This window comes from uncultured Acidaminococcus sp., assembly GCA_900538365.1.
Lineage (GTDB): Bacteria > Bacillota > Negativicutes > Acidaminococcales > Acidaminococcaceae > Acidaminococcus.
Genome location: UPXT01000051.1, coordinates 1 through 15,878, shown reverse-complemented (window position 1 = coordinate 15,878; position 15,878 = coordinate 1). Strand labels below are relative to the sequence as shown.

Annotated in this window: 14 protein-coding genes and 1 pseudogene; 6 read left to right on the top strand and 9 right to left on the bottom strand. The window is 50.2% G+C overall.

What is annotated here, in order from left to right:
- Window positions 1-22: 22 nt before the first annotated feature.
- From QZQ08_RS08665 to QZQ08_RS08640, 6 genes and pseudogenes are all read right to left on the bottom strand, one after another.
- Window positions 23-766, bottom strand: a complete 744-nt coding sequence (locus tag QZQ08_RS08665; protein ID WP_296330901.1) for a glycosyltransferase family 2 protein — start codon at window positions 764-766, stop codon at window positions 23-25.
- On the bottom strand, window positions 763-1,533 hold the full coding sequence (locus QZQ08_RS08660; protein ID WP_296330899.1) for a DUF4422 domain-containing protein: 771 nt from the start codon (window positions 1,531-1,533) through the stop codon (window positions 763-765). The genes QZQ08_RS08665 and QZQ08_RS08660 overlap by 4 nt, the downstream gene beginning before the upstream one ends.
- A 191-nt stretch (window positions 1,534-1,724) precedes the next feature.
- Window positions 1,725-2,074: pseudogene (locus QZQ08_RS08655) on the bottom strand (four helix bundle protein).
- 130 nt (window positions 2,075-2,204) lie between these two features.
- Window positions 2,205-3,302, bottom strand: coding sequence for a UDP-galactopyranose mutase (gene glf / locus QZQ08_RS08650; protein WP_296330897.1), 1,098 nt, complete (start codon window positions 3,300-3,302; stop codon window positions 2,205-2,207).
- 363 nt (window positions 3,303-3,665) lie between these two features.
- The gene (locus QZQ08_RS08645) at window positions 3,666-4,556 is read right to left on the bottom strand and encodes a UTP--glucose-1-phosphate uridylyltransferase (protein ID WP_296330895.1); all 891 of its coding nucleotides are present in this window, start codon (window positions 4,554-4,556) and stop codon (window positions 3,666-3,668) included.
- A 284-nt stretch (window positions 4,557-4,840) separates the two neighbouring features.
- The gene (locus QZQ08_RS08640) at window positions 4,841-5,071 is read right to left on the bottom strand and encodes a hypothetical protein (RefSeq protein WP_296330892.1); all 231 of its coding nucleotides are present in this window, start codon (window positions 5,069-5,071) and stop codon (window positions 4,841-4,843) included.
- Window positions 5,072-5,113: 42 nt separating this feature from the next.
- Here QZQ08_RS08640 and pcp point away from each other — a divergent pair, with 42 nt between their 5' ends.
- The 4 genes from pcp to QZQ08_RS08620 all read left to right on the top strand — a co-directional run bounded on the left by pcp (window position 5,114) and on the right by QZQ08_RS08620 (window position 8,021).
- On the top strand, window positions 5,114-5,761 hold the full coding sequence (gene pcp / locus QZQ08_RS08635; protein ID WP_296330889.1) for a pyroglutamyl-peptidase I: 648 nt from the start codon (window positions 5,114-5,116) through the stop codon (window positions 5,759-5,761).
- Between the two features lie 302 nt (window positions 5,762-6,063).
- A complete protein-coding gene (locus QZQ08_RS08630) occupies window positions 6,064-6,333 on the top strand; it encodes a hypothetical protein (RefSeq protein WP_296330886.1) in 270 nt (89 codons plus the stop codon).
- Between the two features lie 163 nt (window positions 6,334-6,496).
- The gene (locus QZQ08_RS08625) at window positions 6,497-7,030 is read left to right on the top strand and encodes a DUF805 domain-containing protein (protein ID WP_296330884.1); all 534 of its coding nucleotides are present in this window, start codon (window positions 6,497-6,499) and stop codon (window positions 7,028-7,030) included.
- 13 nt (window positions 7,031-7,043) lie between these two features.
- Window positions 7,044-8,021 (top strand): MBL fold metallo-hydrolase, encoded by a 978-nt coding sequence (locus QZQ08_RS08620; protein WP_296330881.1) that lies wholly within the window; start codon window positions 7,044-7,046, stop codon window positions 8,019-8,021.
- A gap of 554 nt (window positions 8,022-8,575) precedes the next feature.
- Here QZQ08_RS08620 and QZQ08_RS08615 read toward each other — a convergent pair.
- The 3 genes from QZQ08_RS08615 to QZQ08_RS08605 all read right to left on the bottom strand — a co-directional run bounded on the left by QZQ08_RS08615 (window position 8,576) and on the right by QZQ08_RS08605 (window position 14,057).
- Window positions 8,576-10,318 (bottom strand): [FeFe] hydrogenase, group A, encoded by a 1,743-nt coding sequence (locus QZQ08_RS08615; protein ID WP_296330878.1) that lies wholly within the window; start codon window positions 10,316-10,318, stop codon window positions 8,576-8,578.
- Entirely contained in the window at window positions 10,312-12,147 is a 1,836-nt protein-coding gene (locus tag QZQ08_RS08610) for an NAD(P)-binding protein (RefSeq protein WP_296330876.1), read from the bottom strand. Before QZQ08_RS08610 ends, QZQ08_RS08615 begins: the two co-directional genes overlap by 7 nt.
- A 266-nt stretch (window positions 12,148-12,413) precedes the next feature.
- Window positions 12,414-14,057 carry a dihydroxy-acid dehydratase gene (locus QZQ08_RS08605; RefSeq protein ID WP_296330873.1) on the bottom strand — a complete coding sequence of 548 codons (1,644 nt, stop codon included), beginning with the start codon at window positions 14,055-14,057 and terminating at the stop codon, window positions 12,414-12,416.
- Window positions 14,058-14,194: 137 nt separating this feature from the next.
- Here QZQ08_RS08605 and QZQ08_RS08600 point away from each other — a divergent pair, with 137 nt between their 5' ends.
- Complete coding sequence (locus tag QZQ08_RS08600) at window positions 14,195-15,154, top strand: LysR family transcriptional regulator (RefSeq protein ID WP_296330870.1); 960 nt, start codon at window positions 14,195-14,197, stop codon at window positions 15,152-15,154.
- 106 nt (window positions 15,155-15,260) lie between these two features.
- Entirely contained in the window at window positions 15,261-15,686 is a 426-nt protein-coding gene (locus QZQ08_RS08595) for an Rrf2 family transcriptional regulator (protein ID WP_296330868.1), read from the top strand.
- Window positions 15,687-15,878: the final 192 nt, after the last annotated feature.

Below are 15,878 nucleotides of genomic sequence, written 5' to 3'. Positions count from 1 at the left end.
TGCTATTGAGTGTGTTTCTTGATTATAGTTGTTCAAATTCAACTTGCAATTTACCTTCCATTTTATCTGTCATCTCTAATAAATCTAATTTAGACGGATTAAACGAGCTCGTCGTAATAGAATTTTCTCTAATGTGATATGTGTATTTTGGATTAAATCCGCAGGCAATAATTTTACTTTGGATAAACAACTTATATGTAGTGCCGATATCTTCAAACTTTTTTCCAACAGGGTACTCAATTTTGGAAAACAAATTTCTATGATATAACTTTCCCCACGCTGAGGTATCAACCTGGTCGTGGTAACACATTTTCCGGATACAAGTTTTAGCATCCATTTTGCATTCTTCACGATTGCCGAGTTCAACATTTTTTTTAGAACGTTCATAATAAATACGATGCGTACACAAAGACATTGGGCAATGATAGCGTTCTATAAGCGAATATAAATAGCTGATGCAGTCATGGTCAATTTCATCATCAGAATCTACGAGGGTAATATAAGCTCCTCTAGAACTGCGAATTCCTACATTGCGCGCATCAGAAAGGCCTCCATTTTTCTTATGTATGACCTTAATTCTATTATCTTGTTCTGCAACTTTATCGCACAGCAAGCCACTCTTATCCGTAGATCCATCATCTACAAGGATTATCTCCAAATTTTGATAGTCTTGCTGTTGCACCGATTGAACAGAACGTTCCAGATAAGATTCGACATTATAGATTGGCATGATTACGCTAATCAAGGGATTTGTCACGTCATTCATTTCCCATCTCTCCCAAACACTTTTCTTTTCAAGAACGCTCCACCCTTTTTGAACCAGTTCTGCTTTTCCATAAAGGAAACATTCTGCTCATGATAGATGGTGTGGTTCTTTTCAAGCCATACGTCGAGCATCAGTTCACTGACAAATCCATAGATACGAGACTCATAAGGATCCCAGCCCGTAATATCGACTCGTTTTTCAAGTTCAAAAAGAACATCAAACATCCAGGTCATATAGTCGTTAAAAAGATCCTGTCTCATGACAAACATGTTGAACATATGGGCCCATGTGCGGTTCATAACTTTATTGAAAGCCGGAAGATATTCAGGATGCTTTTCGATAAGGATCTGCTCCGTTATAGTAAGGCCCTCCGGATGATGGGCATGGTTATAATGGGACCGATTGCTTTCAATGTAGTATTTGCGTTTATCGGGGACGATAACGGGATAGCGAGACAACAAGTTTTCCCAATCCTCTTTCGTAAGGATTTGGGATTTTTTCTTTTCAATATCATGGACTTCTTTTCTCGTAAAATAGCGGCGATAGTGGACGAGACCAACGTAATCAGCGTCGAGGTTTTTCCAGGCCCAGTAAAGGCCGGTCAGTTCGCAGAAGTTAGCATTTTTAGCAGAAATGTTATCGCCGGTATTGTCCTTTACATAGCCCAAATCTTTTTTCCCTTCAGCCCCCACCTGCAGTGGAAGATAAATGGTCTCCTCGGGCATCCAATAGGATTTGTGAGTAGCGATTAGAATTTTGATGTCCATAAAATGTATGTCACATCCATTTCTTCTAGATTTTGTACTTTTTGGCCCAGCTGTCTCAAGTTTATCAGTTTAAAAGCAGATAAACTTTGGCTGTCAAGCTGTCTCGGGCCCTTGGCCCTAGATGTCTCAAGCCTTCGGCATTGGCTTAAAAGATTAACGCTTAAATGCCCAAAACCATTAAAAAAACTGAATTAGCCAATCATCTTTTTAATAAGTTTTGAAAGCATAACTTTAACAGTAGAAATTTGTTGAATTCTATCTTTCACAACCTCAGAATCAAGATATCCAACGGCTTGGCAAATTATAAATTGTGTTTCTAGTTCAGCGGCTGATCCATAGCAATGTAGAGAAATCTTTTAAACTCTTTATCAGGCTCTCTGGTTGCTCCTTCAGCTACATTTGAAGGTATTGAGACTACGGCTCTTCTCATCTGATCAGCAATCCCATAAAACTCATGCTTCGGCAATATTTTCAGTGTCTTATAAGTAGATAGAGCAAGACTAACAGATATTTTCCATACATTAAAGTTTCTATAGTTCATAGGTGGGAATCCCTTCATGAATAAGCTGCATTTAATAACTATTTTGAGTACATATAAAAAACCGTCAAAATAGCTTTTGAAGCTTGACAGCAAATCAGAAGCGTAAGCGCTGATTGGGACAGCTTGACAGCTATTTCTTCTCACAACTCACGACTTTTAAAGCACTTTCAACAACATCATCCATATCATAATACTTATATTCCGCAAGGCGGCCACCGAAGATGACGTTTTGTTCATTTTCAGCAAGGTTGGCGTATTTTGCATAGAGGGCTTGATTCTTTTCGTTATTCACCGGATAATACGCTTCCTCGCCGGGCTTCCAGTCTGCCGGGTATTCCTTCGTCACATAGGTTACGGGCTGGTTCCCGAATTCGAAGTGTTTATGTTCGATGATGCGGGTCCAAGGCGTTTCGCGGTCCGTATAGTTCATGACGGCGACACCCTGATGATTTTCTTCTTCGAGGCGTTCCGTTTCAAAACGCAGGCCGCGGTATTCCAGGGTGCCCAGTTTGTAGTCAAAGTATTCGTCAATGGGACCGGTATAGACAATCCTTTTTGCCATATCTTTGTATTCGTCGCGGCGCTTTAGATAATCCACACCAGTACGGACTTCAATGCCAGCAAGAAGCCCTTCGATAAGCTTGTTGTAGCCGCCCACGGGAATGCCCTGGTAGCGATCGTTGAAATAGTTATTATCAAAGGTGTAACGAACGGGGAGGCGTTTAATAATGAATGCCGGCAGCTCCGTGCAGCTTCTCCCCCATTGCTTTTCCGTATAGCCTTTGATGAGCTTTGTATAGATGTCCGTCCCGATAAGAGAAATGGCTTGTTCTTCGAGATTTTTTGGATCTGTGATGCCTGCTTCAGCACGCTGCTGGGCAATCTTTTCAGCCGCCTCCTTAGGTGTTACAACCCCCCACATTTTCGTAAAGGTATTCATGTTAAAGGGTAAATTGTAGAGCTCGCCTTTATAGTTTGCAACGGGAGAATTGACGTAGTTATTAAATTCAACGAACTGATTCACGTAGTCCCAGACTTTTTTGTTCGACGTGTGAAAAATGTGGGCGCCATAGGTATGGATATTGATGCCATCCTTGTTTTCGCAGTAAATGTTTCCGCCAACATGGGGACGGCGTTCGAGGACAAGGCAGGATTTTCCTTTTTTGTGCATTTCATGAGCAAAGACGCTGCCAAAAAGGCCGGAACCAACAATCAGATAGTCGTACATGACAAGTCTCCTCCAAAATATATTCATAGAAAATCTATAGTTCTAAAGGGTTTTCCCCTATGCATACTCAATAAAAAGTGCCGGGGACCCGCATCGAACCGGTACAACCCATTCTTTTACGTATCTGGCACCATGACAAAATCATTCTTGTAGGGATTAAAGAGTAACATGTCTGCAACTTGTTAAGTTGATATCATATTAAGATATTATATCATAAAAAGTCCCTATATTGGGGACGCTGAGGGGCATTTCTTCCTTTTCCCATCATCATATTTTCTGATAGATAGAAACAAGTTATATAAGATAGGGTCAATTGCAGAAACTCAAAGAGCTATGAAGCAGCATGCTTCATAGCTCTTATGTTCATGATTCCATTTTAGAGACAAAGTCTTTGAGATAAGCGGCAAAATCATCTTTCAGGTCTTTGCGGCGCAGACCATAGTCGACAACGGCTTTGAGGTAGCCCATTTTATCACCGACGTTATAGAAATGGCCTTTTATATTGTAGGCATACATAGGCTCGTTGTGGCTCATGGCGCGCAGGGCATCGGTCAGCTGGATCTGTCCGTTAAGGCCGTTTGGTGTGAGTTCCAGATAATCAAAGACGTCAGGCGTAATGATATAGCGTCCAAAGACGGCCTGATGGCTGGGAGCCTTTTCAGTAACAGGTTTTTCCATGATGTCATGGACGCGGATGAGGCCTGAATGAGTTTCATCCCTTTCGCCCGAAACGATGCCGTATTTGGAGACGTCCCCTGCCCTAACTTCGCAGCAGCCAAGGATGGTCGATTGGGTAGTTTCAAACTGGCGCAGGAGCTGGGAAAGACCCATTTCTTCGTCGTTTAGGATGATATCGTCAGGAAGGGCGACGATAAAGGGCTCGCCGTCGATGAAGTCTTTGGCACAGAGGATAGCGTCCCCGAGGCCGCGTTGCTGCTTTTGGCGGATGTAGTGAAAATTCACTTTAGAAATGTCGCGGATCTGTTCCAAAAGGGCGGTCTTACCGGACTGGAAGAGCTGGTCCTCCAGTTCTGGGGAGGAATCAAAGTGATCCTCGACGGCGCGTTTGGCATGGCCGCTGATGAGGAGGATTTCTTCGATGCCGCTCTTGGTGATTTCCTCAATGACAAACTGGATGGCGGGAATATCGACAATGGGCAGCATGGCCTTGGGCATCGTCTTGGTTTCAGGAAGAAAGGACGTACCAAAGCCTGCGACAGGGACTACGGCTTTTCGAACGATGGATGATGGCATGATGAGGTTCCTTTCGAGGTTATGATGGAGATATTATACCACGGAGGTAGTTTCTTGTCATAGAATTGACTCCCCCCATGTTAATACTCGGAGCAAAAATCGCTCCGATTTTCTGCACGACGTGCCTTCATTACCTTTTCAAGATTTATGAGATGGCGATGAAGGCATGGCGCATCGTAAAATGTTGCGATACACAATCTCATGTAAAGTCGCCCGAAAAAATGCCTTCGTCGGGCGAGCCACTTCTTGGAATTTTTTCGGATGATGTAGGAAACCTTTTTCGCCTACAGTCCATATCGGTCCATCTGCGTTGTCAAACGCGGCAGGCTTCCTAGAAGTACCCAAATCTTGTACGCCGTCGTCAGCCTGCTTCGCGTTTTTCCTAGCATCTGGGCCAATCTGGAGCCATATTCGAAAAAGGTAAATGGAAAAAGGCAAAGGACCAGAACGCCGGCGCCAAAGCGTCCCGACCGGAGGGCGCCGAATTGATGGGCACAGTAGGCGTTATCAGCCATAAGAACAGTTTTTTACGCATTTTAGCGGTGGAAGGAGAATTTATGGAGATTTTAGTGACCGGCTTCGATCCCTTTGGCGGCTCATCCATCAATCCAGCTTGGGAAGCCGTAAAACGCCTTGATGGAAAAGTGCTTGACGGGCAGCATACCGTGCATGCCCTCATGATTCCAACGGTCCGTTATGAGGCTCTTGCAGCTATCAAGCGCGGCATCGAGCAGTTTGATCCCTTACTCATTATTGCCGTCGGGCAGGCGGGGGGACGCATGGCCATTACACCCGAACGGGCTGCCATCAATTGCGACGACTTCCGCATCCCGGACAACAAAGGCTTCCAGCCCATCGACGAAATGATTGTGCCGGATGGCCCGGCAGCTTATTTTTCGACACTTCCCATCAAGCGCATCGTAATGCGGCTTACGGCAGCTGGGATTCCCGCTCAGGTGTCAAACTCGGCGGGGACCTTTGTTTGCAACCATGTCTTTTATGGTCTCATGGATCTCCTGAAAAAAGAAGGAAAAGGACGCCGCGGCGGCTTTATCCATGTGCCGTACCTTCCGGAACAGGCCGCCTGCCTAAAAAATGAACCCAGTATGTGTTTGGAAATGATTGTGGAAGGGCTTACCCTTGCCATCAAGGCAAGCGTAGAAAACGGAGTCGATGAGAGAGTAACGGGTGGGTTGGAGTGCTGATGATTTATTTGGCGCAGGAACCGCTTCGACTAAAAAAATAAGCAGCGCCGTCTTTTCCCATCGGGCCTTATGCGCCACAGCCAGAGCGAAAGGCTCCAAGACAGCTTCCTATTTTTCCATCTTCTCTCCTATCACTAAAATTTCTTGATTCCATCCCATTGATTCAAAATCGTTACAATACATACCAATCATCTTGCTTTTTTCATCAGAAAATGTTACGTTATAATCAGTAGCACGGGGTCAAGTCCCCATAGGAAAGCAGACGATGAATCACATCGGCAGCAAGGATAGGTTGGGAGTTGATGATGATGGGAAATAAGACAAAACAGGTGGTACTGACTGTATTTTCAACAGGGGTCCTGCTTTTAGGGAGCACCGCTGCGTGTGAGGCCCTGTCGCTTGACGGGGTACCCTTTCCGCAGGGACATGGAACGGCTGTACAGCATGCCGTGATGCGTCAGGATGAGGATCGCTTCATTGGGCGTCTTTCGGCATCGGCAAGACTCATGGCGCAAAATCCGCTTTTACCGTTGACAGCGACCTTGCTTTTCCTCACAGAATCCAATTTGTAAGCTTTCGTACGAGGGCGTTCAAGGAGTTTTCCTTGGCGCCCTCTTTGCTTGCATAAAGTCCCCGTTTCGGGTATGATTTACAAAATGATCTTTTTTAGGAATTTTCCCGAAAGATGCTGAAAGGCACTCGGGGGTGGGGCCGGTAAGGCCCAAAGGAGCAATCATGACTCAATTCTGCAAACACTGCGGGCATCTTCTGCCCGATGATGCTACCTTTTGCGACGCCTGCGGCGCATCGACGGAGGAAGCAAAGACGCCTTTTGCGGCGGGGCCCCAATACGAACCGTGGCATGATGCTTCGCTTCAAGATAAGTTCCTGGGTTTTCGGGGACGCCTCAACAGGAAACGCTATTTCCAGCGCATCCTCATCCTGATGGGACTTCAGGTCCTTTTGGTCTTTTTCTTTGGGCTTTTCCAGCCGAACCATCCAAGCAGCGAAGAGCTCCTTCACATGGCCGTCATGGATGCGGGCTTTTCCTTTACCCTGGGGGAACTTGCAGCGCGGATCATCGATGCCTTTTTGTCCGTCCTTCAGCTGGGCCTTGCCCTGCGGCGCTTCCATGACCTTGACCGGTCGTGGGGGAGCCTTTTCCTGCTTATGATTCCATTCGTCAATCTGTACTTTCTTTTCCTTCTCTTTTGCAAAAAGGGAACGGCTGGCGACAACCGCTTTGGCCCGGATCCCCTCATGAACTAGTGGAGGTCCTCTCATGGCAGAACACCTTGCTGACAATCTCTGGCGCCTGGAAATCCCTCTCGTGGGAAATCCCCTAAAGGCCCTCAACAGCTATCTCATTACAGGAAAGCGCAACCTTCTCATCGATACGGGCTTCAATGAAGAAACGTGCCGTAAGGCCATGGTAGAAGAACTGACCGCTGTCGGCGTGGACCTTGCGCGGACAGATATCTTTTTGACCCACGTCCACAATGACCATACGGGACAGTCGACGTTCCTGCACCGTGATGGGTGCAGGATTTACATCAGCCGCATTGATGGTGCGGTCATGGGCGATCTCAAGAATCCGACCTTCTGGGACAAGCGCTACGAAAAATGCATCCAAAACGGCTTTACGAAAGAAGAGACGGATGGCCTGCGCCGCGTCAATCCTGCCCAAACGAAAGGACCGGAACCGTTTGACGGCTACACGTACCTTGAAGACGGTGACAAACTGCACTATGGCGGCGTAGACCTTGAGGCGATTTGGACGCCAGGCCATACGCCGGGCCATTTCTGCCTTTACGCGCCGAAGGAAGGGTGGCTTTTTTCCGGAGACCATATTCTCTTTACCATTTCTCCGAATATCTGCGACTGGGAACATGTGACGGACTCCTTAGGCGATTATCTTGAGAGTTTGGGGAAAGTGGAGAACCTTGAAGCGCCTCATCCCTTCCCAAGTCATCGCCGCGTCATGGGCACCGTGAAAGAACGGGTAAAAGCCCTTCGGGAGCACCATGAGCGCCGCATTGCCGAAGCGCTTCGTATCGTAACCGAACAGCCGGGGCTGACGCCCTATGAAATTGCAGGCCGCATGCAGTGGAAGATCCGCTCCCGCAATTGGGAAGAATTTCCCCTTGCCCAAAAATTCTTTGCTGTCGGCGAAACTGTCGCCCACCTGGACTACCTTCGTCTGCGGGGGAAGGTAAGGTATGAAACAGTGGAGGGGAAGAACCGCTATCGGGCCGTGTAAAATGGCCTTGGCGCAGAAATTGCTCTGAATCTGCCTTGACGCTGCACTGCCGCAAGGCTGAAAGCCTGTGAGACGCGGAACCGAACCGCCGTCAGGGGGCAGTTTGGGTCCAGCTGCGAGGTGGCCCCGCTTCCACCGAAGATGCGAGTTATTGAGATAATGCCGCTGTTTGATGCCTTTATGTTTTTCCATTTATATGGTTCGATTGGGGCTCAGATGGGTTTGGATGTGAGGCATAAAGCTGCAGGCTGACGACGCTGCACAAGAATTGGGGACTGGGTAAGGGCATCGCCAATCGATTCGCAAGCGCCCTCTATGCCTTAGAAAAAGCAAAACGAGAAGTCGTGACAGAGCGCTCAAGTGAGCTGCCGTCTTTGTCAGGTTCTTTCGCCTTGCCAAGGCGAGGGTCCAAAAGCCGCATGCTGCTTCATTAAATGAGGCGGCATGCGGCTTTTGACGGTGGATGAGCCGGGCGGTTTTTGCCAGGCCTTTCCATTTTTAGAAAGGGGTTCACGTACGGCAGCAAATCAGCCCGTTTTTTGGGCTGACTAAAACTAGTAACAGTCTGTCACCTCCCACGCCCCCTGATCAGTATGGAGCAGTTCCTCTGCTTTTTCACTGAGGGGGTTACCGAGGAATTCCGCATAGAGGGCCTCAATCTGAGGATTGCGGTGACTTAGGCGCAGGGGCATCTTTTGGTCAAGGGCATAGAGGCCTTTGCCGCGTCTTTCAGCCCGCTCCTCATCATCGATGGAAATAGGCTGGCCACCGCCGCCGCTGCAGCCGCCCGGGCAGGCCATCACTTCCACAAAGTCATAATGGACTTTTCCTGCTTTGATGGCTTCCAGAAGGTGCCGCGCGTTGCCAAGACCGCTTACAACGGCGCAGTGCACGTCAGCACCGCCCAAGGTGTAGGTCCGTTCCCTGAGGGACGGACCGGTGCGGATATCGGCAAATAGGTCCGGATCTGGATCTTTTCCTGTTACTTCATAATAGGCTGTCCGCAGGGCCGCTTCCATGACGCCGCCTGTCACACCAAAGATGGTGCCGGCCCCTGTATGGGTTCCCATGGGATCATCGAGGGGTTCTTCCTTGAGCAGGTGGGGATAGATGCGGTCCGCGTTCAGCATGCGGATCAATTCCCGTGTCGTAAGGACGCAGTCCACATCCTTGCCGTGCTGGGTCCGCATCGTGGGAAGGTCGCATTCTGCTTTTTTGGCAAGGCAGGGCATGATGGAAACGAGAAAGAGTTTTTCCGGCTCCGTTCCCAGTTTTTTTGCAAGCCAGGTCTTTGCAATGGCGCCAAACATCTGCTGCGGGGACTTAGACGTTGACAGGCGGTCTGTCAGTTCTGGAAACTTTCCTTTGAGAAAGCGTACCCAGCCGGGGCAGCAGCTTGTAAACAGGGGAAGTGTCCTTGTTTCCCCGTTCTTGAATTTCTCGAGAAATTCGTTGGCTTCTTCCATGATGGTAAGGTCGGCCCCAAAGCACGTATCATAAACATAGCGGAAGCCCATGCGGCGCAGGGCAGCGGCCAGTTTCCCCATGGGTGCTTCCTGAGGGGAAACGCCATAGGCTTCACATAAGGCTGTGCGGACTGCCGGCGCGATTTGGACAATGGGGATGAGATCAGGACTAGCAAGGGCACTGTAGACTTTATCCGTATCGTCCCTTTCCCGAAGGCCTGCTGTAGGGCAGTGGGTGATGCACTGACCGCAGAGGGTGCAGTCCGAGTCCTTGATGACGCGGTTATGGGACACATCGACCGTGGTTCTTGACCCGGTGCCGTCAACGTCCCAAATATGGACGGTTTGCATCTTGTCACAGACTTGGATGCAGCGCATGCATTTGATGCATTTTTGATAATCACGGTAGAGTGGATAGGTTGTGGTCCAGGCCCCCCGCGCACCTTTGGGCAGCTCCCGTTCATAAGGAAGGGAAATGATGCCTAGAGAGTTTGCCAGACGCTGGAGCTGGCAGCTGCCGCTCCTTACACAGGTGGCGCACAGACAGTCATGCTGGCTTAAGATGAGCTCTACATTGATGCGGCGTGTTTCCCGGGCCCGCGGCGAATTGGTATGGACGGCCATGCCTTCGACAACAGAACTGTTGCAGGCTGTGACCATGGCCGTTTCCCCTTCTACTTCAACGGAACAGACGCGGCAGGCGGCAATTTCGTTGAGCCCCTTGAGGTAGCACAGATGAGGGATGATGATTCCCACTGATTTGGCTGCTTCAAGGATGGTTGTTCCTTCTGGAACGCAGACGGGTTGATTGTCAATGGTGAGTGTTACCATTCGGTTTGTCTCCCTCCTTTGAAGCTGCCAAAGCCAAAGTGATCGCAGCGCAGGCAGCGGCTTGCTTCCTGACGGGCTTCCTCGGCCGTCAGGCCTTTTATAGGCAGGCTGAAGTCACCGGAACAGTCAGGCTTTCCGTGATATTTGAGATTGATGCGTCCGCAGGGCGGCGTGTTTGTAAAGTGGGCCGGCGGGATCTCGATATCGACAGAAATCTTGTGGTCAAAGCCGAGAAAGGCATCGATATTGGCTGCTGCAACTTTTCCCGCGGCAATGGCCCGGATGACCGTAGCCGGTCCAGAAACTGCGTCACCGCCGGCAAAGATATTATTAAGACCTGGCACGGCGCTTGACCGCTCAGCCTTGATGGCACCGTGATCTGTTGCCACCCCAATTTGTTCAAAGGGTTTTGTGACGATGGACTGACCAATGGCAACGATGACGTAGTCGCAGGGAATGCGCGTGAGGTCCGCCGCTGCATTTTCCGGACGGGGGCGGCCATCGTGACCGTACTTGCCGATGATCTGGGGCCGGGTCCATAGGGCTGCCACTTTGCCTTCCTGATCTTTTTCGATGTGATCCGGCGCTTCAAGGGGACGGATTTCGCAGCCCTCTGCCATGGCGGCACTGATTTCTTCGGATAGGGCCGTCATATCTTCGACGCGACGCCGGTAGAGGCAAATGACGCTTGCCGCGCCAAGGCGTTTGGCCGTTCTTGTCGCGTCCATGGAGACATTGCCGCCGCCGATGACGCAGATGCGCTTGCCCGTAAAGTCAGGAATGATGTTTTCTCCAATGCCGCGCAGCATGGAGACGGCACTGATCACATTCTGGGCATCTTCGCCATCGATGCGCAGTTTTTTGTCGCTGTGGGCCCCGATGGCAATGTAGACGGCATCATAATCTTTCTGGATATTCTCAATCCTGACATCCTTTCCAATGGAGATGCCTGTATGGACATCGATGCCCGTCCAAAGGATATGACTGATGTCACGGTCAAGGATCTCCGGCGGCAGGCGGTAATCAGGAATGCCATAGCGGAGCATCCCGCCTAGTTGGGGCCGCTGCTCAAAAATGGTACAGGAATGTCCCATAAGGGACAGGTAATAGGCTGCCGTAAGACCGCCAGGACCGCCGCCGATGACGGCAACCGTGCGTCCCGTCGGTTTGGCACTTTTGGGCGGTGCCGCAGGTTTTGAATGATCAATGGCAAACCGCTTCAATCCACAGATATTGACGGCATCGTCAACCATGCGGCGCCGGCAGTGGACTTCACAGGGATGTTCGCAGACATAGCCGCAGACCCCGGGAAAGGGATTATCCTTGCGGATGAGGGCTACGGCCTCGTCATAGTGTTTTTCCCGGATGAGGGCAATATAGCCCGGGACATCTACATGGGCTGGGCAGACAGAAACGCAGGGAACAGGATGGGTGAGTCCCGTAATACAGCGGCCGCGGAGGATGTGCTCTTCGTAATCATCACGGAAGCCTTTGACCCCTTTAAGGACCATGACGGCAGCTTCGTAGCCGATGGCGCAGTCCGCCGAGTCTGCAATGACCTTTGCCGTCCGCTCGATCCGGTCAATGGTTTCAAGTGTGGCCGTGCGGTTCATGACGGATTCAATCAGTGCCGCCAGCTGGCCCAGTCCAATGCGGCAGGGTACACATTTCCCGCAGGTCTGGGCATGACAGAGCCGCAGGAAACTGAGCGACATATCGATGGGACATAGACCGGGCGAACTGGCGCTGATGCGCCGCTCAATATCCCGGTAGAGTCCGCGCAGGACCATTTCGGCACTGGACGGGGTCTCAATGGACAGTCTTGTCATAGGATGAACCTCCCTCTTGAGGGGGTGTGGGGCACCTCCTCATGGATGCGTGCAGGGCTTTTCCCTCTCTTTGAAAAAAGATAGAGAATAATCCGATAATTCGAAAAATGGTACAGTTCCATTATACACCTAAAATGAAGAAGCGTTGTATACAAAAACTGGATAGACGATAGAAGTTGCCAAATCTTGTATAGAAAAAATGCACAAGGCACTTTATACAAAGCACCGTGTGCAGAAGTTGTGAACAGGCTCCGCAAATCCGTCCGTCAGTAAAACCATAGGGCTCCTTTTTCAGCGCCGCTGACAATGTCGCGGTAGCGCTTCATGACGCCAAAAGCGGGGTGGTCGGGCTTTTGGATGTCCTTTTTGCGCTGGCTCAGTTCTTCATCAGACAGTTCCACTTCGAGAAGATGCTCGTTGAGGTCGATGTGGATCATATCCCCATTTTTGACGCAGGCAATGGGTCCGTCATCCCAAGCTTCAGGTGAAACGTGGCCAACGCAGGGACCGCGGGAGGCTCCGGAAAAACGGCCGTCCGTGATCATGGCAACCGATTTTTGAAGTCCCATGCCGATGAGCATCGCTGCGGGAATACTCATTTCCCGCATGCCTGGTCCGCCTTTGGGGCCTTCATACCGGATGACGAGTACGGACCCTGCTTTGATGTCCTTATGGAGAAAGGTTTCCATGACTTCTTCTTCGGAGTCAAAAACGACGGCAGGCCCGCGGTGAACGAACATGGCGGGATCGACGCCGCTTTTTTTGACTACGGCCCCATTTGGTGCCAGGTTACCGTAAAGCACGCTGTAGCAGCCCTTTTCAAATAGGGGATCTGTCAGCTCGTGAATCACGTTCCGATCAATGGGACCTGTAAAGGCAGCAAGGGCCTCGTCCAAGGTGCCGCCCATGGCAAGCGGTACATCCTTGTGAAGGAAGGGTGCGATGGTCTTGAGCGTGCCTAGGGACCCGCCAGCTTTGCCATAGTCAACCATATTGTATTGGGAGGCGGGTTTAAATTTCGCGATGACCGGGACCTGTTCCTGGATCTTATCAAATTCTTCTAAAGTAAGGGGAACTTCGGCGACGGAAGCAATCGCCATGATGTGAAGGGCAAAGTTGCTGGAGCCGCCCGTTGCCGATGTGTGGAGAATGCCGTTTTCGAGGGATTTTTTGGTCAGGAAAGAGCGGGCTGTGACTTTTTCCCGCGTGAGAGCGACAATCCGTTCCCCTACATCACGGGCCTCTTTTACCTTCTGGGAGACGCAAAAGGGCAGGGTCGCTGACCCAAAGGGGGCAAGCCCAATGGCTTCCGTAAAGACGGCCATGGTATTTGCCGTGCCGTACATGGAGCAGGTGCCGCAGGAGGCACAGATATTCTGGCGGAAACGGGAGAAGGTCGTTTCATCGATTTTACCGGCCCGATAGGCCCCAATTGATTCCTTGAGGTCCGGTGTGGCATAGGTGACGCCATTTTCCTCATAAGGGAGCATGGATCCTGGCGTTAAAAAGAGGCTCGGCAGGTCAAGGGAAGCGGCTGCCATGAGCATAGCTGGGACAATCTTATCGCAGGCACACAAAAAGACAAGACCGTCAAAATGGTGGGCCCGTACCATGGTTTCGATGGAGCCTGCAATGAGGTCGCGCGAAGCGAGTACGTACTGCATGCCTCTCAGTTGGGCCATGCCATCGCAGGGAGCGGGGACCGTAAATTCAGCCGGCGCGCCGCCAGCGGCCCAAACACCTTCCTTAACGTATTGGGCCAGCTCCTTTAAGGGTTTGTGGCCGGGATTGACATCGTTCCAAGAATTGACAATGGCGATGATGGGCTTTTTGAGGTCCTTGTCGCGGTAGCCCGCGGCGTTCATAAGACCGATATAGTAAGCTTCCGCATGGGGGTCGATGAGGGTCATAGCAGGTTCCTCCTTGTGGTACGGGATTGATTTACCTTTAGTGTAGCTGAAAACGGGGCAGACGTAAAACAGAAGGTTCCTGCATGGACCACAGGGTAAAACCTGTGATAAAATAAAAAAGAAAGGGGGGAAGGCCCATGCAAACTTCCTATGAAATGTTCCTCCTTGCTGCAAAGACGCTCAATTTTACCAAGGCGGCCAGCCTTGCCCACATCACGCAGCAAAGTTTCAGTGAACATATCAAAAAGCTCGAAAAAGAAGTCGGAAGCGTGCTTTTTACGCGGTCTCCCCGCGTTGCACTCACCGAATCGGGCCGTATTTTTTACGAAACGGTGCGGCAGATGGACCTTATCGAACGCCGCTGCCTGGTGCACCTAAAAGAGCGGGAAGCTGGAACGCGGGGACATGTGCGTCTTGGTACCAATGCGGCACGGGCCAAATGTTTTCTCCCTGATCTTTTGGAGCAGTATCATAAGACCTATCCCGCTGTTACGGTAGAGACCGTACTCGGCGATACAAGGGAGCTGGAACCTCTTCTTGCAGAGGGACGTCTTGATGTGCTGCTGGGTGTGGACTGTACGGACTATGCGCTGTTTCAGCACATCCCTGTCGGAATGGAGGCGCTTTATCTCGTTGGGAACCGAGATTATTTAAAAAAGCATCTCAAAAAGGGGAGGGCTGTCACGCTTCAACCGGGGAGTGTGGTGAGTCTTCACGATTTTATGGATCTCACGATCCTTGGAAAAGAAAAACGCAGCACTGTTTATTCCCGGGTAACGGAGGTCCTTAAACGGGAAGGCCTCTTTACGGCCCCGCTATTTTCCATCAGTGATGATGAGACCCAATTTGAACTTGCACGGCGTAAATTAGGCGTGACCTTTTGTTCGCAGCTGCATTTGAGTGCCCTTTTTGACGCGCGGGAAGCGACCCTTACGCCGCTTTCCGTAAAGGAAATCACGGATATGCTCCGGACGGACCTTGTAACGGCAAAGGCTCTTTACGAGGCCCCTTACCTGACGGCCTTTTTGGAGGAAAGCCGCCGTGTCCTTCAGGAAAAATATGCAGGAATCCGGAAATTCATGACGATAAAGGGCTGAATTCCTAACACTTTTAATCCCTATCAAACCGTATGGATTTTTTTTGAAAATTATAGTAAAATGGTATGGCAAGAGTCAGAAAGAATGCTTTTGGAGGAACCACGTCATGAAGATCTCAACGAAAGGCCGGTATGCCCTGCGGCTCATGCTTGATCTTGCCATAAATGGCAAGGAAAACTTTGTTCCCATCCGCAGTGTATCCGAACGCCAGGAAATCTCTGAAAAATATTTGGAACAAATCATAACTGCCCTCTCCAGAGCCAAACTGGTCAAAAGTGCTCGCGGTGCCCAAGGCGGTTATAAGCTTGTCAAGGCACCGGAAGAATATACGACGGGAGAAATCCTGCGCGCTGTCGAAGGCTCCCTTGCCCCCGTGGCCTGTCTGGAACCGGGTCATACAGTCTGTGCCCGTGCCAAAAAATGTATCACCTTGAACCTGTATAAGGAAATCCAGGAAGCCGTGGATTCTGTTGTAGACCGTACGACGCTGGCGGACCTGGTGGCCCAGCAGGAGGAGCAGGATAAAGCGTAACTGTTTTTGGTCAGTCCCAAGATCGGGCTGATTTGATGAAGTTACTTGGCCCCATTGCTTTCATTGAAATATATGGAAGCAATGGGGCCGTGTCACGTTTGGGGGTAGCTTACGCCTGGGCGTCTTTTTTATTTTTGCTCGGCGCAGAAATCGCGCCGATTCAATGCAGTTACTTGCCATCCTTGCTTGAGA